21 protein-coding genes are annotated in these 23,653 nt (G+C 50.2%); 9 read left to right on the plus strand and 12 right to left on the minus strand.

Annotated features, from left to right (window positions below; translation table 11 throughout):
- Positions 1-22 precede the first annotated feature (22 nt).
- From BDT_RS10880 to BDT_RS10895, 4 genes are all read right to left on the minus strand, one after another.
- Positions 23-1,009 (minus strand): hypothetical protein, encoded by a 987-nt coding sequence (locus tag BDT_RS10880; RefSeq protein ID WP_051026301.1) that lies wholly within the window; start codon positions 1,007-1,009, stop codon positions 23-25.
- Positions 1,006-1,467, minus strand: coding sequence for a hypothetical protein (locus tag BDT_RS10885; RefSeq protein ID WP_015091291.1), 462 nt, complete (start codon positions 1,465-1,467; stop codon positions 1,006-1,008). Before BDT_RS10885 ends, BDT_RS10880 begins: the two co-directional genes overlap by 4 nt.
- On the minus strand, positions 1,467-4,493 hold the full coding sequence (locus BDT_RS10890; protein WP_041577683.1) for a hypothetical protein: 3,027 nt from the start codon (positions 4,491-4,493) through the stop codon (positions 1,467-1,469). The genes BDT_RS10885 and BDT_RS10890 overlap by 1 nt, the downstream gene beginning before the upstream one ends.
- A gap of 216 nt (positions 4,494-4,709) precedes the next feature.
- Positions 4,710-5,612, minus strand: a complete 903-nt coding sequence (locus tag BDT_RS10895; RefSeq protein ID WP_015091294.1) for a cation diffusion facilitator family transporter — start codon at positions 5,610-5,612, stop codon at positions 4,710-4,712.
- 89 nt (positions 5,613-5,701) lie between these two features.
- Between BDT_RS10895 and BDT_RS10900 the strand changes: the two genes are divergently transcribed.
- The gene (locus tag BDT_RS10900) at positions 5,702-6,610 is read left to right on the plus strand and encodes a COX15/CtaA family protein (RefSeq protein ID WP_041577685.1); all 909 of its coding nucleotides are present in this window, start codon (positions 5,702-5,704) and stop codon (positions 6,608-6,610) included.
- Here the strand turns inward: BDT_RS10900 and BDT_RS10905 are convergent.
- Positions 6,603-7,220: an LON peptidase substrate-binding domain-containing protein gene (locus BDT_RS10905; RefSeq protein ID WP_015091296.1), complete on the minus strand. Its 618-nt coding sequence runs from the start codon at positions 7,218-7,220 to the stop codon at positions 6,603-6,605. The genes BDT_RS10900 and BDT_RS10905 overlap by 8 nt on opposite strands.
- Before the next feature lie 79 nt (positions 7,221-7,299).
- Between BDT_RS10905 and BDT_RS10910 the strand changes: the two genes are divergently transcribed.
- A complete protein-coding gene (locus tag BDT_RS10910) occupies positions 7,300-7,689 on the plus strand; it encodes a thiol-disulfide oxidoreductase DCC family protein (RefSeq protein WP_235046092.1) in 390 nt (129 codons plus the stop codon).
- Here BDT_RS10910 and BDT_RS10915 read toward each other — a convergent pair.
- The gene (locus BDT_RS10915) at positions 7,674-8,093 is read right to left on the minus strand and encodes a (deoxy)nucleoside triphosphate pyrophosphohydrolase (RefSeq protein ID WP_015091298.1); all 420 of its coding nucleotides are present in this window, start codon (positions 8,091-8,093) and stop codon (positions 7,674-7,676) included. The two genes, BDT_RS10910 and BDT_RS10915, sit on opposite strands and share 16 nt — an antisense overlap.
- A gap of 149 nt (positions 8,094-8,242) precedes the next feature.
- Between BDT_RS10915 and BDT_RS10920 the strand changes: the two genes are divergently transcribed.
- The 3 genes from BDT_RS10920 to BDT_RS10930 are packed head-to-tail and all read left to right on the plus strand — an operon-like array spanning position 8,243 to position 11,827.
- A complete protein-coding gene (locus tag BDT_RS10920) occupies positions 8,243-9,850 on the plus strand; it encodes a Na/Pi cotransporter family protein (RefSeq protein WP_041577687.1) in 1,608 nt (535 codons plus the stop codon).
- Positions 9,847-10,194 (plus strand): DMT family protein, encoded by a 348-nt coding sequence (locus BDT_RS10925; RefSeq protein WP_015091300.1) that lies wholly within the window; start codon positions 9,847-9,849, stop codon positions 10,192-10,194. The genes BDT_RS10920 and BDT_RS10925 overlap by 4 nt, the downstream gene beginning before the upstream one ends.
- A 43-nt stretch (positions 10,195-10,237) precedes the next feature.
- On the plus strand, positions 10,238-11,827 hold the full coding sequence (locus tag BDT_RS10930) for a hypothetical protein (RefSeq protein ID WP_015091301.1): 1,590 nt from the start codon (positions 10,238-10,240) through the stop codon (positions 11,825-11,827).
- A 70-nt stretch (positions 11,828-11,897) separates the two neighbouring features.
- Here the strand turns inward: BDT_RS10930 and BDT_RS10935 are convergent, their stop codons facing one another.
- Positions 11,898-14,072 (minus strand): heavy metal translocating P-type ATPase, encoded by a 2,175-nt coding sequence (locus BDT_RS10935; protein WP_015091302.1) that lies wholly within the window; start codon positions 14,070-14,072, stop codon positions 11,898-11,900.
- A gap of 5 nt (positions 14,073-14,077) precedes the next feature.
- Positions 14,078-14,359 (minus strand): metal-sensitive transcriptional regulator, encoded by a 282-nt coding sequence (locus tag BDT_RS10940; protein ID WP_015091303.1) that lies wholly within the window; start codon positions 14,357-14,359, stop codon positions 14,078-14,080.
- A 143-nt stretch (positions 14,360-14,502) separates the two neighbouring features.
- On the opposite strand from BDT_RS10940, the gene BDT_RS10945 reads away from it, so the two are divergent.
- The 4 genes from BDT_RS10945 to BDT_RS10960 are packed head-to-tail and all read left to right on the plus strand — an operon-like array spanning position 14,503 to position 19,685.
- Positions 14,503-17,628, plus strand: coding sequence for an efflux RND transporter permease subunit (locus tag BDT_RS10945; RefSeq protein ID WP_041577689.1), 3,126 nt, complete (start codon positions 14,503-14,505; stop codon positions 17,626-17,628).
- Positions 17,625-18,023 carry a hypothetical protein gene (locus tag BDT_RS10950; RefSeq protein ID WP_015091305.1) on the plus strand — a complete coding sequence of 133 codons (399 nt, stop codon included), beginning with the start codon at positions 17,625-17,627 and terminating at the stop codon, positions 18,021-18,023. The genes BDT_RS10945 and BDT_RS10950 overlap by 4 nt, the downstream gene beginning before the upstream one ends.
- 13 nt (positions 18,024-18,036) lie before the next feature.
- Entirely contained in the window at positions 18,037-19,254 is a 1,218-nt protein-coding gene (locus tag BDT_RS10955; protein WP_015091306.1) for a TolC family protein, read from the plus strand.
- 11 nt (positions 19,255-19,265) lie between these two features.
- Complete coding sequence (locus BDT_RS10960) at positions 19,266-19,685, plus strand: hypothetical protein (RefSeq protein ID WP_015091307.1); 420 nt, start codon at positions 19,266-19,268, stop codon at positions 19,683-19,685.
- Positions 19,686-19,703: 18 nt separating this feature from the next.
- On the opposite strand, the gene BDT_RS10965 is transcribed toward BDT_RS10960, so the two are convergent.
- The 4 genes from BDT_RS10965 to secF are packed head-to-tail and all read right to left on the minus strand — an operon-like array spanning position 19,704 to position 23,646.
- On the minus strand, positions 19,704-20,273 hold the full coding sequence (locus tag BDT_RS10965) for a DUF366 family protein (protein WP_015091308.1): 570 nt from the start codon (positions 20,271-20,273) through the stop codon (positions 19,704-19,706).
- Between the two features lie 5 nt (positions 20,274-20,278).
- Positions 20,279-20,974: a 7-cyano-7-deazaguanine synthase QueC gene (gene queC, locus BDT_RS10970; protein ID WP_015091309.1), complete on the minus strand. Its 696-nt coding sequence runs from the start codon at positions 20,972-20,974 to the stop codon at positions 20,279-20,281.
- The gene (gene recJ / locus BDT_RS10975) at positions 20,971-22,698 is read right to left on the minus strand and encodes a single-stranded-DNA-specific exonuclease RecJ (RefSeq protein WP_015091310.1); all 1,728 of its coding nucleotides are present in this window, start codon (positions 22,696-22,698) and stop codon (positions 20,971-20,973) included. Before recJ ends, queC begins: the two co-directional genes overlap by 4 nt.
- A 9-nt stretch (positions 22,699-22,707) precedes the next feature.
- Entirely contained in the window at positions 22,708-23,646 is a 939-nt protein-coding gene (secF, locus tag BDT_RS10980; RefSeq protein ID WP_015091311.1) for a protein translocase subunit SecF, read from the minus strand.
- Between the last annotated feature and the right edge of the window lie 7 nt (positions 23,647-23,653).

The raw sequence follows: 23,653 nt of genomic DNA on the forward strand, positions 1-23,653 counted from the left end.
AATTTCCCCCAAAAAAAACTGACTACAGACCTGCGGTCTGAGTGGTCTTAACTTTTTTAACTTTAAAATAAATCATACGCTTTAAAATGGAATCGCGGCGAAGGTTCAATTCCTCCACGCGATCTGCCAGCAGAACCGGCGTTCCCCAACGCCCGTCTGCATAAGACACTTTATACAAGCGTGACATGCGCTGCCCACTGCCCGTGGTGTCCTTCATTTCTTCCAGGTAGTACTTGATCAAATGCACAGCTCGCAGTCGGATCAAGCTTTGACCGCCACCGATAGACGGCGCGCGACGCAGGAAAATATCCGCTGAAGACATCATTTCACCTGTTTCCGGATGCGCCATATTAACGTAGTTATAAATTCCTGAGTCTGAAAGCGTTGTGATTCCATTCACCGTACCGACATACACCGGACTGCGTGGAGCCACCTTCATATTTGCCACCCCATTTAACAATGGACGCAGCTTCGCAGGCGTGTCCAGCATCACAGTGCGACCATTGCTCCACAAAGCGGGACGCTGAGCCACCACTTTGTCTTTGTAGTTCAACCCTTTGAAGACCAGACTTGCTGCCACATTGAAGTCATCAGGAGCAGGTCCCACTTCATAAGCCAGAACGGGGTCATAGACCAGCACTCCCCCTGCCGCAGGATCCTGAGTCATGATTACGAATTCTTTGCGACCGGTGATTTTTAGGGTTGCTTCGCGCTCAAGCTTCCCCAGGGCATTCGCAGGAACATCCGGATAGAAATCAAAGAACTTATTGCCGGAATCATCCAGCACTGTCAGGTTGTTATATGATGGGTCCACGTTGTTAAAATCACTGAACAGTATTCGTTCTGCCAGCTTGGTGTCGATAGAGTCTTCCAACTCTTTTGTCATCTTCACCTGATCTCTTGTGACTGACAATTGTGTCGTCACAACAACACTGGTCAGGATGGCCACCAGACCCACCCCGATCACTAGTTCGACTGCTGTTAAACCACGATTGTTTAAATTCTTCATTTTGCACTCACCACGAAATGATAGTCTTTAAATGCCTCGCCCTTTTCGATCCACGACTTATGAGTCACACGCAGTGTAACTTTATAAAGTCCGCGGAACTCCGGGTAAGGCTGAATAACATAGCCATAAGTGCCGGCACATGTTTCACACTCTTTGCGAAGGGCCACTTTCCCATTATCCCAGGCCATCGGCAAAGTGTCCGGATTCAACAGTTCCGAAACACTGCGATTGGAATCGTAGTTGATTTGATAATTCTCAACCCCGGACTTGATGTTTTCTGCAATGTCGTTAACCTGCTTGTCAGTGGAGGAAAGTAAAATTGTGCTTTTCGTGGTGTTACGCAAAGACACCATTCCACCCACGAAGGTCAGGCCGACCATGGTGATTAAACCGAAGCCCACAATAGCCTCAACAATAGTCTGACCTTTTTGATTTCGAATCACGTTCCGCATTTTCATTAGATACCTCCCTCACGGGATTGTTCCACCACGAAGAAACGCACCAGACGGCGTTTACAAGTGGTGTTCGACGCTGTTGTACCGGCAGCGATACCGCAATCCGGATCCACCGCCGTCCACTGGAATGGATCGGCCTTGGCGCGCAGACTGATGGTGTTACAGTTCATACGATCAGCCACTGCTTTGATCGAAGGAATTGGATGCCAAATCGGCTCATTGGTGGTGGCGTTGCAATCCGCCCCGCTGAAGGACCGCAGAATGCGAGGATTTCCCGCCGCACGCAATTCCCGCGTAGACTGGGGATGATAGATACTGCTCCAGTTGATACCCGCCTTAATTGCCGACGGATCAATTTTCATGCGCCCAACAATAAAGGTCCCGATAATTCTCAACGGATTTGATCTGGCCTCAATCACCAGCTCATCACAGGTCATAAAGCCCGTCACAAACGTGGAGCTTGCTTTAATCACACATTTGCCAACGATGGATCTCACCTGGAATGTGGCATTGGCCTGAGTCATATTGTCGAACTCGAAAGTCGCCAGGGCCGGATCCGCCTTCATATCCTTACTGCTGTCCGCACCGGCAAAGTTCCATGAAGTACGCGCTGTGGAGGCAAAACTCACATCCCAACCAGCACCCCCGAAGGAGGCGGACGTCATAGTACCGTAGGCTTTCGAACAGGCTTCCATCATGGTTTCAAGATCGCTGTCTTCCGCCAACATTACAGCAGAACCACCGGCTGGAGATCTGGAAATATTGGAAGGGAAGTTCAGACGTGTCTTATCACTATTGAAGGACATATTAATATAGCCCTTCAACTTGGTATTTTCATTTTTGGGATCGATCGGATTGGACTTGTAGAAGGTGCTGTCGTAGGCCTGCACTTCAATAAACGGTGCCGAGTAACCACCGTTTTTATCCAGCATATTTTGCACATTTTTTGCCGTCACGTCCAAGTCGATCTTATCAAAGTAATAAGCGTTGGTCGCGCGCGACACTTCCACTGTAATCTTCGGCGGATTGGCCTTTTGAAGCTCGTAAGTGTTTAATGCGGTCTTATCCGCATCCAACTGCCTGGAGGCCAAATTCACCACAGAAGACTGAGCCGGAATTTTATTGTTGCTCAAATCACTGATCACTTTTTTCAGATCAGTGATAGCTCTTTCAAGCTCCGCCACCAGTTTTTCATCACGATAATCGATTTTCGTCCCACCACTGGAAGAACCGGAGCCGGTACCGGATTCACTGCCGGCACCCGTACCAGAATCAGCAACTCCCGAATCTTCGACTTTCTCTTCAGTTTCCAGCGTTTTTTCGATTGTTTTAGTGCCGGAGCCGGTGCCTGAACCGGTACCAGTGCCACTGCCCGTGCCAGTTCCGGAGCCAGTGCTGCCCCCGGCAAGACTGCCCTTCACTGGTTTTTCCATCTCATCTGCCAGATCTTCCTGCTTGTCTTTCAGATCTGCACGATACAAGGTCAGGGACTTATTCAAATCGGATTCAGATTTTGCCGCAGCATCATAGGTGATCTGCGATGCTTTGATTTTGTTCTTCAAAGAGGTCTCAAAGGCAGCAGATCCCACTTCCGGGGTGAAGGTCACTTTACCTGTGCGAGGCAGTTGAGCTTCAACTGTACGATCCCCCACAGCCAGCATAATTTTCACCACGGCATCATTATAGTCCTTGGCCTCAACATCCACTTCACCTTTACCCCAGGCGGATTTATCCACTGTCAGGGCGTTGCTCTGACGACTGAAATAGTTCCAGTTGGAAAGATACATGCGATAGTCTGCAGAGTTAGTGCCATCATCAGTCATGCGGGCACCCAGCTCAGATTTATACACGCTGGTCTTATCCGCCTGTTGAGTGCTCATGTCCTGACATTTGGCCATCAGGGTTTTATCAACGTTCACACTCTTGGTCTTGTCAGAGAAATAAACCAGGCCCGCATCCAGACCCCCGTCATTCTCGACCCCTTTTAAGAAGCCACCAAAGGTACGCACATCCGCCCAGAAACGATCTCCCATCGTCCCGGAAGAACGTGGAGAATACTTTCCTTTGGAAGTCATGATATCGCCATTACCCATGTAAACACGATCAGCGAAGGTCACCCCCGCATAGCTAATGCCATCCGGAGAAGCGTCATCACCGGCTTCATCCACAGGCAGATAGATATTGCGATTCACAAACACCGGACTTTGGAAAACCAAACCGGAGCTGCCCGCCAACTCTTTTCGGGAGGTAAATTTATGCAAAGCCACGTCCCCAGCAGCCACGTTGGAGTCCCACGAACGATCCATATATAGATCCTGCGGAACCAACAAAGCGAAAGAACCCACTTCGCGTGGATAAATCACAATCTGGGATTTTAGAGTCAACTCTTTATTCCCCACCTTGATTGGCGTTGAATTCCCCAACGAATCAACCAGATCCACGCGGGAATCAATATAGACTTCACGACCGGCCTTCGGCAGATTGATACTTTCATTACGAGTCAGCGTCACCCGAACCGCTGCAACTTTAACCACTTCACCTTTGTCATTGCGAACAGACTTCAGACTTTCAAGAACCGGGAACAAGGGGTGTGAGGTTGTGGCCTTGCTCACTTCCAAAAGGCGCACAATCGTACCCAGACGAATTTTGTTCTGAGTCAGCGCATTGGCTTCCAGCGGACCCACGTTTTTACCGTCACCCACCAGCTGACGAATGAAGTTTTCCTGCTCCGTGGACATGATCAAGCGCTCAACGCTGCCAGTGTGCGCCAGATTACATTCCGCACCCAGGTCATTCATCATCAAATTATCGTTGGAAAAACAGTACTTCTGACGGACCCCGAAGATCACGTAATCCATGGCACTGTTCAAAGCAAATCGCAGGTTTACGACGTTTGAAGTTTTACTGACCTGTTGCCTTTGCCCGATTACGTAATTCGTTAGAAAGTAAAAGGACGTGCTCATCACCGCGGTGGCCGCGAGGATTTGCAGCAAAATATTACCTTTTCTGTTACGTACCGTATTCAGCATATAAATGGTTCCTTATTTTGTACGCCCATACCTTTATCGGTAATTATGTGAAAAAACTGATGGAAATCGCGGACTTTTATAAATTTGAAATGAAGTTCCGTCTCACACTGAAGCGAAATGTGCTGACTGTGGAATGAAGCTGACTCAGACAGAGATTGTGGAAAAGAAAAAGCCCGGCATTGCCGGGCTTGATTAATGTTTCATTTATAAACAGTCTTAGTGATGTTCCGGATCCGCGCAGTGAGTGCCGTCAGATTCCGTTTCGATGGTGGCTTCGACGATACCGAAATCACGGACTCGTTTCTTGACCTGGTTTTTAATTTTTTCAATATCCGCAGGTCCGGCTCCGCTGGCAACAACCACGTGCCCGGTAAAGATGTGGTTTTCACCGTCCAGGGACCACAGATGCGCATGGTGAACACCCACAACCTGATCAACCTCCAAAATGGCTTTTTCAACATCCAGCACCTGAATATGACTTGGCGACGCCATCAAAAACACTTTCAATGCCTCACGCAAATTGCGAACCACATTGTACAGAATCCACGACGCCAGAGCGATCGCCATCCCTGCATCCAACTGCGGCACATCAAAGAATTTCATAACAAGGGCGCCGATCAGAACCATCACCCAGCCCAGCACATCTTCGATCATGTGCCACATCAGCATTTTTTCATTCAGGGATTCACCCTTGGACACACGGTAAGCGGCAAAACCATTCACTGCCACGCCCAGGAACGCCAGCAGGATCATGCCATCCGCATGCGGCTGTTGCGGCGCGAACAAACGCGGCACGGCCTCTACCAAAATGAAGATCGAGCCCAACACCAGAATTAAACCGGTGATCACCGCCCCGAGGGTGGAAAAACGACGATAGCCATAGGAAAACTTGCCATCACTTTGCTTGTGCGACACTTTTTCCAGAATGATCGCCAAAAGCATCGCTATTGCATCTCCGAAATCATGAAGCGCATCCGACAAGATCGCCACAGAGTTCGTCCAAAGCCCCCCGATCAGCTCTATCACCGCAAAGGTCAGATTCAGCACCAGCGCAAAGGTCATGCGACCGACGACCGCGCCATGGGAATGATGATGATGAGCGTGCTTGGATTCAGCCATAGCTCATTTAACGCTTTTCTGGGATTGGAAGTCAATCGAACAGCCTTGAATTGACCCCCAGATACGGTCGTGATAGTTCAAAAGTCACTATGAAACGCTCTCAATACAAGCAATTTGCATTTGGCCTGCTCGTTTACACCCTTCTCGTCATCCTTTGGGGTGCGTGGGTGAGAATTTCTCACTCTGGCGATGGCTGCGGCGACACTTGGCCTCTTTGCCACGGACAGCTGATTCCCGAAGCCGAACGCGGAAAAACCTGGGTTGAATACGGCCATCGCCTGATGTCGGGAATCTACGGCCTGGTGGTGATTTACTTCTGGTGGGTGGCGCGCAAGCTTTATCCTCAAGGACACTATGCACGCAAAGCCGCTGTGGCGACTTTGATCTTCACCATCTCTGAAGCTCTGCTGGGAGCAAAGCTGGTTCTGTTCGGACTCGTAACCACGAACGACACACCTTATCGCGCTTTCATCATGGCTTTGCACCAGATCAATTCCTTCCTGCTGACCGGATCTGTGGCACTGACCTATGCGGCAGCCCTGATAACTGAAGACCTGCGAGTTCCGACAACTCAAGACCGTCGTTATCGCCTGATGCCCTGGGTGATCGTGATCATCGGTATCACCGGAGCGTGGGCCTCGCTTTCCAATTCACTGTTCCCGACGGACAATCTGTTCCAAGGGTTGCTGGATGATTTCTCCAGCGAGTCCCACTTCCTGGTTCGCCTTCGCGGCTTCCACCCCGTGCTGGCTCTGCTGGGCGGCGGCAGTCTTGCGCTGTTCTTCTGGCTGAAGGCTCAGACAACGGAATCCCTGCTGGTGCAAAAACGCTCCGTGCAAATGAGTCTGCTTTTGATTGCGGGTATTTTGTTCGGAATCGCAACGCTGCTTTTGCATGCGCCGGTGTGGATGAAAATCGTGCACTTGGCTTTGGCTCACACGATCTGGGTGGTGTTGCTGCAGTGGGTGTTCTTCATCCGCAGCAATAAACTTACGTAGTCAGTTCGTTCGACTCCATCAGACGGTGCAGGAAATGCACCTTCTCGTTGATGTCGTCGTATTCCAAAACCATCTGCTGCAAATCGTAATCGCGCACCAGATAGGATGCAAAACTGCCCACGATCTCTTCAGGGTGGGTGAGATTTCTCATGAAGATATCCCTCTGAGCCGGATCCGGAATATGCGTCTGTATCCAACGGGTCAGAATCTTATGCAGGGAATTCAGCTCCAACCTTAGGCTGGGTTCAAGCACGGTTTTCTCGGGGATGATCTGCCCTTCGCAAACCATGTATGGAGTTCCTCGATCAAGGACCTTGCCCAGACGTAACTTGCCCTGCCCCTGAATAAAGACCAAAAGAGTGCCGTTCAGGCGCTCTTCAATAATCTGAGCATACCCGTATCCAGCCACCTCACGCACAAAGGGAACGTTTTCCCCTGGACGCACTGGAGTGACCTTGGAAGGATCCTCAATAAACCCCACGGCAATCGGGGTCTGGGTTTCCACGGCTTCCTTGATCATGGAAAGATAGCGAGGCTCAAAAATATTCAGAGGCTTGGTGGTCCTTGGGAACAAGGTCACATTAACTAGAGGAAAAAGAAAGACTTCCATGCGAACACGACTCCTCTTGCTTGAACTTTGATTATAAGGACTGTAGCCTGTAATTGCTATGGAAAAGGTGGATATATCAATGCGAAATGTGGTCTTTTTTGATGGCGTCTGCCACCTTTGCAATGGTTTTGTCGATGCGGTGATCAGCAAGGACAAGAATCACACTTATCTCTTTGCACCTCTGCAAGGAACAACCGCCGAAGAGGTTCTGAGTGCTCAGGACCGGACCAATCTTGATACAGTGATTTACTTTGAGTCAGGCAAACTTTATTACCGATCCGCTGCTATTTTAAAGATCCTCACCGGCCTGGGCGGAGCCTACAAACTGTTCAGCCTGGCCTGGATCATCCCCGGCCCTTTGCGTGATGTGTTTTACAAACTGATCGCAAAAAACCGCTACTCGTGGTTTGGTGAACGTGAGTTTTGTCGCCTTCCCACGCCCGCTGAGCGCGCTTACCTTTTGCCGTAACTATTCTGAATTTTCGCCACAAACGGACGATCCGCCGCCGACAAGGACATCACATCGATTTCTTCGGGCCGCTGCCACTTGAAGTCATCGTGCTCGGTCAGAACCAGCTCCTCCCCACCCTTCACCGACGCCCAATACACCCTTAAACGGATGGTCTTGGACGGATAGGCAAAGTCCTCTTCGCCAATCAGGTCGTGAACCCGGATATTCAGAGCCAGCTCCTCGGTGATTTCGCGCACCAAGGCCTGCTCAGGGGCCTCTCCGGCTTCCACCTTCCCGCCCGGGAACTCCCAAAAACCCGCTCCGGACTGTTCGGGGCCACGACGAACCACAAGAATGCGCCCCTCGGGGTCTTCCTGTCTTTGAATCACGGCGGCGACGACTAACACCGGCTGCTTGGTCATGAGATTTCCTTTTGTAAGACCAAAGTATATAAGTGGTTTTTGAGTTTTTTAAGGATTTGTTTTACCCTAAGAAAGATTCACGCACAGTATTGGTGCTTCCTTAAGTTGAAGCCCCTTGATAACATCAAAGTTTTGAGGGAACACGCATCATGATCGACTCGGGCAACTCGTACTTTATTCTCCTCGTCAGCGGGGTGGCACTCTTCCTTTATGGAATGAGCATGGCCTCCAGCTCGCTGGAGAAACTGATGGCCGGAAAAATCACCGGCCTTTTAAATCATCTTTCGCAAAGTAAATTTCTGGCCATCCTGACCGGGGTGGTTCTAACGACCCTGATGCAAAGCTCAGGTGCGGTGACATCCATGCTGGTGGGCCTGGGCTCAGCCCGCGTGGTCAACCTGCGCCAGGTGATGGGTGTGATTATCGGTACCGCCATCGGCACCACGCTGACAGTTCAGCTGATCTCTTTGGATCTGACCCAGTATGCACTGCCGGTGTTCACGATCGCCTTTGCTTTCTATTTCAAGGCCAAGAAAACAGTCTTCAAAAATCTGTCCCTGGTCTTTATGGGCTTCGGCCTTTTGTTTTTCGGGATGAAGCTGATCTCGATTTCCTCCCACCACTTTGCTGAAAATCCAATGCTGACTGAGGTTTTCCAAAGTCTGCGTGACAATCCTGGATATTCACTGCTGATTTCCGTCGTGTTCTGCGCCTTCGTGCAAAGCTCGGCTGTGACGATTGGTCTGGCGATGAGTTTGGCAACCGTCAAGGCAATCACCTTCTACGATGCGATGCTGTGGGTGTATGGTGCCAATATCGGAACGACGTCTGTAGCATTGATTGCAGCAGCGGGCGGAAACTATATCGGCCGTCAGGTGGCCTGGGCGCACTTCTTCTATAAAACTTTAAGTGTCGTGATCTTCTATCCGTTCACGCAGATCTTTATCGACTTCCTGATGACGTTCGACACCACTCAGACACGCTCAATCGCCAACGCGCACTTGATCTTTAACGTGCTGTCTTCAATCATTTTCTTCCCATTCATCAACAAGGGTGCCGAACTGATTGAAAAAATGTTCCCGAAAGCGGCGTCTGAAGAATTCGGAACCGAGTTCGTGAATATGAACAACTATCAAAGCTCGGCCCTGGCGATTTCCTATGCCAATCGCGAAATCATGCGCACGGCGGACATTGTTCTGGGCATGATCAAGGACTCCATTCGTCTGTTTGAAACGAATGACCCCAAGGACTTTGACTCCATCAAAGACCGCGATAACAAGGTCGACTTCCTGTATCGTGAAACCAAGATGTTCCTTCTGGATCACGCCAATAAATCCACCACAGTGGTGCACCAAAACGTCATGAACATGATCATGTTCCTTAGTGATGTCGAGCGTGCGGCTGACGCCATCGACATCAATATCCTGGCTTTGGCGATCAAAAAGAACGCCCTGAAGCTTGAGTTCTCTGACGAGGGCTGGGCCGAGATTCGCCAAATGCACGAACAAGTCGTGAAAGTGGCGTCCATGGCCATCAATGCTTATCAGAACAAGGAGCTGGCCGAAGCCGCAATTCAGCTGAAGCGTGATCTGGCCAAAACCGAGATCTCTTTGCGTGAAAACCATATCAGCCGTCTGAATCGCGGACTGAATACGTCGATCAACACAAGCTCCATCCATTTGGATCTGCTGAGTGAATACCGTCGTATCGCAAGTCTTCTGTGCAACCATGCTTACAATCAAAGGTCTCAATCATGATGAATAATGCCCTGGCCCCGATCGGCCTGTTGATCATCTCTAACATCTTTATGACATTTGCATGGTACGGGCATTTGAAGTCGTTGAAATCATCGGCTTTGTGGCTGGTGATTCTGATCAGCTGGGGCGTGGCCTTTTTCGAGTACGTGTTTCAGGTTCCGGCCAACCGCCTTGGGTCCGACCACTATTCTTTGCCGCAGCTTAAGATCATCCAGGAAGTCATCACCATGGTGGTCTTTGCGGGCTTTTCGGTTCTCTATATGAAACAGTCCCTGAAGCTGGACTTCCTCTGGGCGGGTTTATGCCTTGTTGGGGCGGTTTATTTCATTTTCCGCACCCCATAGAAATAAGTCACGCATTTGCCTCATTTTAGGATACGATTAAAGTATGAAGTTCATTTATGTCCTGGAAGATGATGAACGCATTCAGAAGGATCTATTTGAGACCTTAAAAAGCATAGATTCCGGGCTCTCTATTCGCTTTTTCCTGAACCTGGCAGAATTCCACGAATGGCTGAAAATTTCCGTTACTGAGGGACCAAAAGCACTGGCCATCGGTGGGCGCAAGCATGCCGAAGACACGTCTCCGGATGTGACACCGGCAAGTACTCACGAACTGCGCCTGGTGGTTGCGAAAAATGAATTCCTGGGTGTACAGAACATGGGCCTGATCAAACGTGCCCGTGACTTTTTCCTGCGCAAGAAAATGTGCTCTGCCCAGGAACCCACTGCTCTGATTATAACGGCCTTTGACAGCCCGGATTTTGATATCTCTCTGGCAGAAGAACGCATCATCAACAATGTGATTTTCAAGCCCTTCGACAAATTGATATTGCGCCAGCATTTGGAATTTGCCCTGTCCGGCCATCACCCGGTCAGCTCCACCGCTGTGGCTTCCATGCAGATCAGCTCCACCATCGAGATGCTAAAAGAAGTCGAACTTCACAGCATCAGCGAAATCGGCTTTACCACGATCAACAACCACGAGATTCGCCTTGGTGCCATGACCAAGTATTACAGTGAAGCCTTCACCACTGACCACAAGCGGTCTGTGCTGGCCTATTGTCATTCATGCAAAGAAATCTCGCCGAAAGAATTTCTGTGCGAGTTTCTGTTCTTTGGCGCCGACAATCAGCAGCTTAGCCAGATTCGAAAAAACATTCTGACCGACAAAGCCCACTCTTTGGAAACCATAAAAAATTCTTTGGGCAACACCAACCGCATTCTGGTACTGGATGAAGACGTGCCGCTTGCGATCGAAATGAAAACCTTCCTGGCGGAACGATTTGAAAACACCGAGGTCTTCACGTATTCAAACTTTGGCCAGTTGCTGTCTGACCTGGCCAATAAAGAAACACCCAACCGCCAGGAACTGCCAGCGCAGTTTAATATGGTTTTTGCAAACTATGCCGATTTTGAAATTGAAAAACAGAAAAAATGGGAACAGTTGCAGCAGTATCTAAAAGACCGCTGCAAGATCTACAATCTGGAATACAACGAAGCTCCGGAACTGTACATGATCTCGCGCAAGCGACTGGTGGTTGACGAAGTCAAGGCCCTGTCCGCGTGGGTGAAAGAGATCTTCTTTACTCCACTGGACAAGACTTATATCTTTAAAAAACTGCTTAAAACCAAAACGTCCCTGGTGAACAAAACGGAAACGACCATCGCCAGCCACAAGGACAACAGCGCCCTGAAAGTCGCAAATCCAGTCGAAATCACCCAGATTTCAGAAGCCGGTTTGATCTTGAAATATTATCGCGAGATCAGCATCGGCGCCTTCCGCGAATTCGTCCTGTGGCGCCCCGAAGAACTGGAAACACCCGAAATCATCGGCACCGTGAATTACACCGAAAAAGACAAGGGCGGTGGAAACTATTTCTTGAACCACTTCGTCTTTTTCGGAATGAAAGACTACTACCTAAAACACATCCGCCTCTGGCTGCGCGAAGCCTACATCAAAACCAAAGAAAAATAAGTGCCTGGTTGTTTTTTCTGGCAAACCAGCGTTAAACGCGGCATAGCCAGAAAAAACAACCAGGCACCTTTTAGATTTTCTTTCTTTTCAATAGCAGCGAGTTGCTGACGACTGAAACTGAACTCATCGCCATGGCGGCACCCGCAATGACAGGGTTTAGCATTCCCAGTGCTGCCAGCGGAATTCCCAGGACGTTATAGATGAATGCAAAGAACAGATTCTGGCGGATTTTTTTCAGCGTCAGATGCGACAGTTCAATGGCCTGGGCCACGGACTTCAGATCATTTTTCATCAAGGTCACATCCGCCGTTTCAATGGCGATATCTGTTCCCGAGGACATTGAGAAACTGACATCCGCCATCGCCAATGCCGGGGCATCGTTGATACCGTCACCCACCATCGCCACACGCAGTTTTTTGCGCTTCAAGGTGACGATGACATTGGCTTTATCCGCTGGCTTCACACTGTGTTTGTATTCTGTGATTCCAGCCTGACGGGATATCTCTTTGGCCGTGCCTTCGTTATCCCCGGTCAGCATCATTACTTTCACGCCGCGCTTTTGAATTTCGGCAATGGCTTCTTTGGAGCTTTCACGAATACGATCGGCCACCGCAATATAACCCAGCACGCGAGTCTCATCAGCCAGCACCATCAGTGTCTGACCTTTGGATTCAAGGTCCCTCAACAGTTCCTGATTCAAAGAAAAATCCGGAGCCACCCAGGCGCTTTTACCCAGCTTCAGTGAGCGGCCCTGAATACGACCTTCCACCCCTTGCCCCATCACACTCTTGAAACTTTCAACCGCAGCCAAAGGCAAACCTTCTTTTTTGGCTTCTTCCAAAATTGCATGCGCCAACGGATGGGAAGAGCCTGCCTCAAGACTTGCCGCAAACGTCAGAACCTCTTTCTTATCCTGGCCCGAGGTCACATGAACTTCAGTTACCACGGGCTTTCCTTCGGTGATGGTGCCGGTTTTATCCAAAACCAGAACATCAATTTTTTCAGCAAGCTCCAAAGCCTTGGCATCCCGGAATAAAACTCCTGCTTGCGCTCCCTTGCCAATCCCCACAACCACCGCGGTGGGCGTTGCCAGCCCCAAAGCACACGGACAAGCAATGACCAGCACCGACACTGATGAGATGAAAGCCAGAGTCAAATCCCCTGTCCACAGCCACGTGCCGAAGAAAGTCAAAACACTGATCCCGACCACAATTGGAACAAAGACCGCCGAGATTTTATCAGCCAAACGCTGAATCGGTGCTTTGGACCCTTGAGCCGTCGTTACGATTTTAATGATTTGCGCCAACTGTGTTTTGCTGCCCACCCCCGTCGCCTTGATACGCAAACTGCCATCTTGATTTAAGGTCGCAGCATAGACGCGATCGTCAACACCCTTTTGCACCGGCATGCTTTCGCCGGTCAGCATGGACTCATCCACGCTGGAAGTCCCCTGCACCACCAGGCCATCCACCGGAATGGACTCACCGTTTTTCACCACCACAACATCCCCGGACACAAGTTCACTGATATCCAAAGAGATGACTTCACCGTTTCTTTCTACAAAAGCTCTTTTCGGCTGCAGGCGAAGCAGACCTTCCACCGCCTCGGAAGTTTTGCCCTTGGCCCGGCTTTCCATCAACTTACCCAGCAGAATCAAAGTAATGACCGCAGTACTGGCCTCGAAATACACGTGATGATGATGCCAGTTCATGGCCGTCATCACCGCACTTAAACCGTAAGCCATCGTCGTTCCCAAAGCCACCAGCACATCCATATTGGCGCTGCCGGATTTAAGAGCATAATAAGACCCGCGATAGAATCTCCACCCGATCCAGAACTGAACCGGAGTCGCCAAAATCCACTGGACCCAGCGCGGAATCATTTCATGCCCCGCCCCAGTCAGCATCACGGCCATTTCAACCAGGAAGGGAGCTGTCAGAATCGCTGAGATAATAAAAAGACGCAGTTCTTTGCGGTATTCAGCAGCCGCTTCTTCTTTTATCTTTTGTGCGTCGACTTCAGAGTTTACCTCAAAGGCCTGATAGCCCAAATCCTGAATGGTCTTGATCAGGTTTTCGACCGTCAGGGGACTTCCCCCCAGGTTCACCTGGGCTTTTTCCGTCGCAAAATTCACCGTCGCAGTCACGCCCGGCAGGCCGTTTAAGGTCTTTTCAATTTTTCCCGCGCAATTCACGCAGGACATGCCAATGAGTTGCAACTCGGTGCTGTTATCTTGAGTTTCCATAACGCCTACTTACTGACCAGATTCATGATCTCGTCGATTTTTTTGGAGATTTCTTTTTCATCTTTGGATTTGATCGCCGTTTTCACGCAACCATGGACATGGGTTTTCATGATTTCATTTTCCATCGCCTGCAGGGCCTTGGCAGCGGCACGGATCTGAAAAACAATGTCCGGACAATAACGGCGTTCCTCGATCATATTCTGAATGCCATCCAATTGGCCGCGGACACGGTTTAGACGCTTTAAATGACCACTGTGGTCGGGATGCTGACCGGAATCTTTTTTCATGACACACCTCGATTTCAGTTCCAGTATATACCCCCCTGGGGTATCTATTTCAAGGGCCTGGGAAGAAAAATATTTTTCCTCGGATTGTCACAAGGCCAGATACCCCCTCCTAGTAGGGTGTGCGGAGGCATTAAAGTAGACCTATGCTTGATAGAATTATTAAATACTCTCTGACTCATCGTCTCATTGTGATTGCTGTTGCTGCTTTAATGGTGGCCTATGGAGGCTGGGCCCTGGTTCATTTGCCAGTGGACGTCTTTCCAGATCTAAACCGTCCGACGGTCAATATTATGACCGAGGCCCATGGCCTGGCACCGGAAGAGGTTGAAACCCTGGTGACCTTCCCGCTGGAAACAGCCTTGAATGGCTTGCCGGGTGTCGAGCGCGTGCGCTCATCCTCCGGTATCGGTCTTAGTGTCATCTATGTCGAGTTTGGCTGGGACACCGATATCTATAGAAACCGCCAGCTGGTGCAGGAAAAAATCGCCCTCGCCAAAGAAAGACTCCCGAAAGACATCTCCCCGACCCTGGGACCGATTTCATCCATCATGGGCGAAATCCAATTTGTGGGTTTAAGTTCGCCGGACCACAAAGTCTCTGGAATGGACCTGCGCACTCTGGCTGACTGGACACTGCGCCCCCGCCTGATGAGCATTCCCGGCGTTTCCCAGGTGATTTCAATCGGTGGTGGGGCTCGTCAGTTCCAGATTCTGATTTCCGCTGAAAAACTGCAAAAGCTGCAACTGACCATGGACGAAGTCGAACACAACCTATCGGATGTGTCGCAAAACTCCACCGGTGGTTTCATCGACCTTAATGGTCAGGAATTCCTGATCCGCAATATCGGCGCAGTAAAAGAAAAATCCGAGATCATGAATTCGGTTGTCGGCATGCACCTGGGCCGTCCCGTTCTGGTGAAAGAAATCGCCGAAGTCGTCGAAGGCCCGCAAACCAAGCGCGGTGACGGCAGCATCAACGGAAAACCGGGCGTGATCCTGAGCATTCAGAAACAGCCGGGCGCCAACACCCTGGAGCTGACTGAAAAAATTGACGAAGCCTTAAAGCAGTTTGCCACCACTTTGCCTGAGGGCGTAGAGCTGCAACCCAACCTGTTCAAACAGGCCCTGTTCATTGAAACCGCCATTGATAATGTCAAGATGGCCCTGCGCGATGGGGTCTTCCTGGTGCTTATCGTGTTATTCCTGTTCCTGATGAACCTCCGCACCACCGCAATCACCATGACGGCGATTCCGCTGTCCTTTGTTCTGACGGCCATCGTGTTTAAGTTCTTTGGCCTTTCCGTAAACACCATGACCTTAGGGGGCTTGGCGATTGCCATCGGGGAACTGGTGGATGACGCGATTGTTGACGTGGAAAACGTCTATCGCCGTCTGCGCGAAAACAAGCTGCTGGCCAAACCCCGCAATTCACTGCTGGTGATTTACGAAGCCTCTTCCGAGGTTCGTAACTCCATCGTGATCGCAACTTTGATCGTGGTGCTGGTCTTTGTGCCTCTGTTTAGCATGTCTGGTATCGAAGGCCGCCTGTTCGTTCCACTGGGGATCTCTTATATTGTGTCCCTGCTGGCCTCGATGGTGGTTTCTTTGACCGTGACTCCAGCCCTGTGTTCTTACTTCCTGTCCAAGGGTGAACTGCTGGAACATAAAGACAGCGCCCTTGTGCGATGGCTTAAGAAACATCAGGAACGTTTATTAAATAAAACTCTCGACAATCCAAAACCGGTATTATGGTTTTCAGGTCTGCTGTTTGCGGGTTCCATCGGTTTATCCCTGATTGTCGGCCGGGACTTCCTGCCACATTTCAATGAAGGATCGGCGATGATCACGGTCATTGCCCCGCCGGGAATCTCGTTACCCGAATCCAATAAAATCGGAACCCAAGCCGAACTGATCATCCTGAAAACACCGGAAGTTCTGACGGTGTCACGCCGCACGGGCCGTGCTGAGCTGGATGAACACGCCGAAGGCGTAAACACCTCTGAAATCGAAGTCGACTTTAAAGACGAAGGCCGCCCACGCGCCGTGGTGTTGGAAGAAATCCGCAAAGGACTTGAAGTCATTCCGGATGTCGGCGTGAATGTGGGTCAACCTATTTCCCACCGACTGGATCACCTGCTGTCGGGTGTGCGCGCCCAGATCGCCATCAAGGTGTTTGGCCCGGAACTTCCCACTTTGCGTGCCAAAGGGGCTGAGATCTATCAAGCTATCAAAGATGTTCCGGGACTGGTGGATCTTCAGGTCGAACAACAGGTTCTGATCCCTCAGGTGAAAATTCATCTTTTGCGTGACGAAGCCGCCCGCTACGGAATCACAGTTGGTGATCTGGCGCAGCTTTTGGAAAAAGCTCTGCAAGGCGAAGTCGTGGGTCAGATTCTGGAAGGCCACAAAACCATTGATGTCTTCATGCGTTTTGATGACAAGTCCCGAACGGATCTGGAGCTGATCAAACGCACTCCGGTGAAAATCATGCCTGACGGCAGTCGCATCACGGTAGAAAATGTGGCCGACGTATATGAATCCACCGGCCCGAACATCATCCAGCGTGAAAATGCACAAAGACGCATCGTAGTTCAGGCCAACTCGACCGATCGCTCTTTGGATGAAATCATTACCGACATCAAAAAGAACATTGAATCCAGGGTTTCAATGCCTGCGGGTTACTATGTGGTCTATGGCGGCCAGTTTGAAAGCCAGCAACAGGCTTCGGACATGATGATTGTTCTGGGGTTGATTTCCATTCTGACAATCTTCCTGATCCTGTTTGCAAACTTCAAGTCGACGTTTATTTCCCTGCAGATCATGCTGAACATCCCGATGGCCTTTATCGGTGGTATTATTGCAATCTGGATCACGGGTGGCACACTCAGCGTGGCCAGCCTTGTGGCATTCGTGACTTTGTGCGGGATTGCTTCCCGTAACGGGATCATGATGATTTCCCACTATCTGCATCTGATGAAACACGAAGGCGAAAGCTTCACCAAACACATGGTGGTTCGTGGATCGCTGGAGCGTCTGGTGCCGGTACTGATGACTGCACTGACAGCCATTTTGGGATTGCTGCCTCTGGCCCTGGCTCCTGGAGCCCCGGGACGCGAGATCCTGCATCCTGTGGCTATTGTCATCGTGGGTGGATTGCTCAGCAGCACGCTGCTTGATATGTATCTGACACCGGCGATTTTCTATCGCTACGGCAAGAAGTCAGCTGAAAAACACATTGAAGAAAAAGATAAAGAAGGAGTCCTTTCGTGAAACACATTCTAACGTCCCTGATTGTACTGACATCACTGTCTTTGGCACCCGCAGCCTTTGCCCATGAAGGCCACGACGCTCCTGGCGTGATCAAAGCCCAGCATGGCGGCATCCCTAAAGCTGGCAAGCTGTTCAACATGGAAATGCTGGCCATCGACAACAAAGTCCAGTTCTTCCCGCGGGCCCACGAAGGCGAGACTGTTGATTTCAAAAAAATCAAAATCTCCGGTACAGCTAAATCCCCCAAAGGCAAAGCAACACCAATGACTTTCACCACAACCGCAAATTCCTTCGACACGACTGTGGACTTTGCCGGCGCTCACCGCGTGAATATGGAAATCAAAGTGGACTACGAAGGCAAATCCGACACCTTCAAGTTCCTGGTTGAAAAGTAAAAGGAGCCTTTCTATGAAATGGCAATGGGGCCTATGCGCCCTGTTCTTCAGTCTTCCCGCAATGGCCGAAAGCAGCCTTTCTACGTTGAAAAAGCAGCTTGCGACCAACAATCCTGAGCTGCGCGCCAGTTCTTCGCGCCAGCAGGCGCAAAAGAATCTGGCCCACAGCCAATGGAGCCCGTTCCTGCCCGAGCTTTCCGCAGCTGCGGGCTATGCCAAAGAAAACACTTTGCATGACAAAGACGACGGATATGTGGGCTATCTGAGCGGCCGCTGGAACCTGTTCCGCGGCGGCCAGGACTGGAAAGAAAAAGGCATCGCCGATCAGGAAAGCCGCGTGGCGGACCTTGATCACGACATCACCTCGCGCCGCCTGAACCGCGAGTTGGGCGAAGCTTATTACGAGGCCCTGCTGAACACGCACTTTATTTCTGTGGATTCAGAAAAAATTCAATTCCTGCACAATCAGCGTTCGATGGCGCAAAAGAAAATCAATGCCGGCCTGACTTCCAACGTTGACGCTATTGAACTGGATTTGGAGGAAAGCACTCTTTCTGCCGAAATCGAATCCCACAAAACGGATCTGCAGATTTCCCAGGATGTGATCAAATCCCTGGTCTATTCCGACAGCGTGACGAATTTGTCGACGAAAGAGGCCTTTCCTCGCATCAGCGAAGCGGACTTTGCCAAGACGGATGTTTCCCAAAACCCGGCCCTGCAAAAACAGCAGGCTTTGGAGCAAAGCTCCCACCTGCGTCGTCAAAAAGCACAAGGGGCTTATCTGCCCAGTATCGATCTGAACGCCCAGTATGGCCGCCTGGTACCGCAGTATGAAGATCCCATGGACGGTACCGAGTCCCGGGTTTCCGTGTTGATGACTTGGACATTCTTCTCTGGTCTGGACACCAGATTTAAAACTGCTGCTGCGAAAGAGCTGGAAACATCCCAGGGGTTTGAAAAAGCCAACACCCAGATTCAGCTAAACACCCAAACGGAAAGCCTGCGTAACAAAGCACGTGAACTGCTGGCACTAAGAAGTCTTTTGGAAAAACGCCAGACCCTGACCCAGAAATATTATGACCTGACCCTTTCTGAGTACCGCCGCGGTATCAAGAACTCGTCAGATCTGGCCAGCGCCACCAACAGTCTTTTTGAAAACCGCACCCGCCTGTTGCAGGTGCAAAAAGACCTGGCCGTGCTGAAGTTAAAATTTGACGAACTGACAATGTAAGGAGATTTGCCATGAAAAAATTAATTGCCACTCTTGTTCTGCTTCCATCCCTGTCCTGGGCCCATGGCGAAGACAAACCCGGCCCTCACGGCGGGCACATCCTGATGCCTGGCGCCTTCCACACTGAAATCACCGTGGACAAGGATCAAGGCGTGCATGTGTATCTATTGGATATGAACTTTGAAAATCCGACGACCAAGGATTCATCAGTGAAGGTCACCGCCCGCGGTAAAAAAACAACCGTGGCTTATAATTGTTCAATTATGGGCGGAGATCACTATCACTGCATTCCGGAAGGAAAGGTGCCGACTAAAACTGAATTGGTAGTTGAAGCCACCCGCGAAAAAGCGGTCGGCAACGAAGCCATCTACAAGCTTCCACTAAAGGCCCTTAAAGGCGGTAAGAAGCAGGAATCCCACCACCACCACTAAAAAGGTTCCTGGTTCCTTTTAAGGAACCGGGCGGACTTTTTGGGTTGCGATCGTGATGGATTCGAATTCGCGGCGGAAAAGAGCCATCAGGTCTTCGGCAACGCGAACCGGATCCATCTGCAGATCCTGCAAAGACAACGTTTCCACCGGAGTGCCTTTGTTGGTCACGTTCATGGCGAAGTGAACCATCACCGACACCGGAGAACGGGTCGCGATACTGATGCTCAACTTTTTGGTATCAAGATAAATATCATCACCGTCACGGCGAACTGATTTACCGGTCAAAAGACCCTTTCCGTGGGCCTGAACATAGTCTTTCGCGATCGACGCGAACAGACGCTGCAAAGCCACGCCCGAAAATAAATCGCGATCAAAGACCTCAATGATAAAATGAAGCATTTCATCTGACTGGATCACTGCTTTTTCAAGCAGATCTTCGCCGTCGACCATGTGATCAAACGGAATGGAACAAGCCCCTACCCAGGAAACAATGGAAGGCCCCAGAATTCCGTGATCCAGATACGCAAACAAAGAACGAAGCTGGGAACCGTCATAGGCAAATTTCTTTTCAATAAATGAAGTTTCCATCCGCACTACTCCTTAAAAAGATGTTTCACATCAATGTTGGCTGAAGCAAAAGCCCGCTTGGACCGAAGGCAGGATTCACACTGCCCGCACCACTTGTCACCCGAGAAATAACAAGGCCAGATCAATTCCCACGGAACTTTCAAACCCTGCCCCAAACGCACGATGTCCGGTTTTTTCAAGTGAGCGGTATAACAACCCACCGTCACGTGATTGGATGTCGAATACCAAAGGGACTTGGTCGCTTGTTCCAAAAACTCACGGGAATTATCCGGGAAGGTCGCAGCCTCTTCGGCGTTAAACCCCGGTATCACCGCATCCGCGCCCAGCGCTTCGGCATAGGCTGCGGCAATATTCAAAAAGATCCCGTTGCGGTTTGGAACCCACACGGACTTGGCAGTTTCTTCAGATTTTTGCTGATTATCGATTTCAACGGCTGAACCCGTAGGAACTGCCTGATCCTCGACCAGTAAAGAAGATTTGTTAAAGTCCTTGAACCACGGAAGTTCGACCACCTGATGCGGAATACCCAGGTGTTTCGCGATATTTGCTGAAGCTTCCAGTTCTTTCTTGGCTGCGCGCTGACCGTAATTGAAAGTCAAAGCCAGCACGATTTCATGATGATGCTTGATAGCCTCGTAGGCATTCACCGTCGAGTCCAAACCCGCCGACAAAAGCACTACGACCTTTTTATTTTTTTTCATGTGGTTGCCTTTAAATCCCGAATAAGAATCTGAACTGTCTTTTGCCCGGCAAAATAGTTCCACTGCAGCTCGCCCAGAACGTGATAGAACCCAGGCACGTTGGTCAGGGTATCCAACTGGCGCGGAGTCGGCGTGAACAGCAATGCTTCCGCAGAAGCCCCGCCATCCGCATCAGCAATCCTCAAACGAAGATGGCCGCCCTTAAGTTCACGCTTGGACAAGACCTGCACATTGGTAAAATGAATCAAAGGAATCGAGAACCCCGCCCCGAATGGACCGACGAAGTCATACCATTTCATCAAAGCTTCGCTGACTTCAGACAGACCCGCTTCAACATCATAGAAAATCTCTAGCGGTTTTGGCTTTTCACGCAAATCCGAGAAATGATCCGCCAGTTTTCCCACAAAAGTGGACACCTTGGTTTCAGCAATTTCAAAACCTGCCGCGGCCGAATGACCACCGAAACGGCTTAGCAATTCCTGGGCAGAAGACATCGCTTCCACCAGACAAGCTTCCTGACCTTGTGGCAAACGTGCGCTGCCGACGATCATGCCGTCATCACCCACCGCACCCACAAAGGCCGGTTTGTTATAGACTTGAGTCAGCTTGGTCGCGATCAATCCCAAAACTCCGCGGTGGAAGTTTCGGGAAGCCACAAAGACGAAATCCTGATGAGGCCAGCCTTGAAGTAATGCTTGAGCTTCGGCTTCCGCATCGCCCTGCAACTGCACGCGGGTGGAGTTGTTCTTCATCACTTGTCGAACCATATCGCGGGCTTGGCTTGGATCATCCAACAAGAATATATCAATAGGAAGAATGCCGGATTCCATACGAGAAAGCGCATTCAGTTTTGGCGCAAAACGAATCGCCACATCCTGACTGGTCAGAGGTCTTCCGGTCAGATCCAGTTCTTCAAGCAATGCTCGAAGTCCGGCCCGTTTGGTTTCAGCAAGCTTTACCAAACCATGTTTTACCAGCACGCGGTTATCATCGACCAACGGAACCATGTCCGTCAGGGTCCCAATGGTAAAGTAATCCAATACTTCTTTTAAATCCCAATTATTTTTAGGCAGTTGCGGATGATCGTGGAAGTGACGTTTCAATCCTCGCAGCAAATAGAAAGCAACACCTGCACCACACAGATATCCCAATCCCGACGGACAGTCGCCCTGATTCGGGTTCACCACCACAAACGCGGATGGGATGGTATCGGCCGGCAAATGGTGATCGGTCAGGATAACGTCCACACCCAGCTCATTGGCCTTATCAATCGCCGCGTGTGCGGTGATGCCGACGTCGACAGTGATGATCAGACTGACGCCTTGTTTTTTTAGTTCTTCCACCGCATGGGCGTGGAAACCGTAACCTTCAGCCAAACGTTTGGGCTGATAGTGCAAGACGTCCGGGAAACCCAAAGCCAGCATGCCGGTTTTTAACAATGCCAGACCGGAAGTTCCATCCAGATCGAAGTCAGCATAAATGCAGATTTTTTCTTTATTCAGGTACGCCTGACCCAGGCGCTCAAGAGCTTGAGACATCCCCTTTAAGACAAGAGGATCTTTCAAATCAGCGAGCTTCGGAAAAAGAAGCTTCTCAACATTGGAAGCTTCGGAAAAACCGCGGGCTGCAAGAACCTTGGTGATGAGCTGCGGCCATTGCCCCCCGACATTCGAGGGGATGACTGGCTCATTTTCAGATTCCCGCAGCGTCCACAAAGGATTCATGAAAATCCCTTAAGCCGCTTTAGCTTTTTTGAACTGGAGCTTGTCCATCAAAAGAACGAAAGGAGCCGCTACGTAGATAGAAGAGTAAGTACCGAAGAAGATACCCACACAGATAGAGAACGCAATGTCTTCAACTGTGCCATCAGCAAAGATATACAGGCAAAGCGCGGAAATGAAAGTGGTACCGGACGTGATCAAAGTACGCACCAACATTTCGTTGATGGACTTGTTGATAACGAACTTGAAGCCCTTATCGTGGTTTCCAGTGTCGATCTCACGGATACGGTCAAATACGACGATGGTATCATTCAGAGAGAAACCAATCAGCGTCATGATCGCAGCCAAAATAGACACATTCACTTCTTTGCCCACCAAAACGAAGACCGCCAAAGTGATCACCGCATCGTGGAACAAGCAAAGTACTGCGCCCGGAGCAAACTTGTAGTCAAAACGAAGTGCCACGTAGATCAGGATCACCAGCAAGCAATAGAATACTGCCAGCAAACCATTACGCTTCAGTTCCGCACCAACCTGAGGACCCACGGTATCAATACGGCGAATATCCGGATTGGAAGCCTGGAATTTATCAGTGATGATGCCACGAACTTTTGTCAGATCTGCATTCAGGATTTCATTGGTTTCTTTGTCCGTTTTACCTTCACGACCCTGGAAACGAATGATGAATTCATTGCCTTCACCGAAAGACTGAACGCCCACTTCACCCAGATCCAGACCCACAACAGAGTCACGAACCTGGTCGATAGTCACACCCTGGTCGAATTTCACCTGGATCTCGGTACCGCCTTTGAAGTCGATACCGTAGCTGATGCCGTGAACTGCAAGATAAATCAAAGAAGCAATAACCAGGATCAGGGACACGCCCCCGAAGAACCAGGCTTTACCGACGAAATCAAAACGTCCAAATGATTCTGTATTTTTATTAGCCATATATACC

The sequence above is a fragment of the Bdellovibrio bacteriovorus str. Tiberius genome, assembly GCF_000317895.1.
GTDB lineage: Bacteria > Bdellovibrionota > Bdellovibrionia > Bdellovibrionales > Bdellovibrionaceae > Bdellovibrio > Bdellovibrio bacteriovorus_F.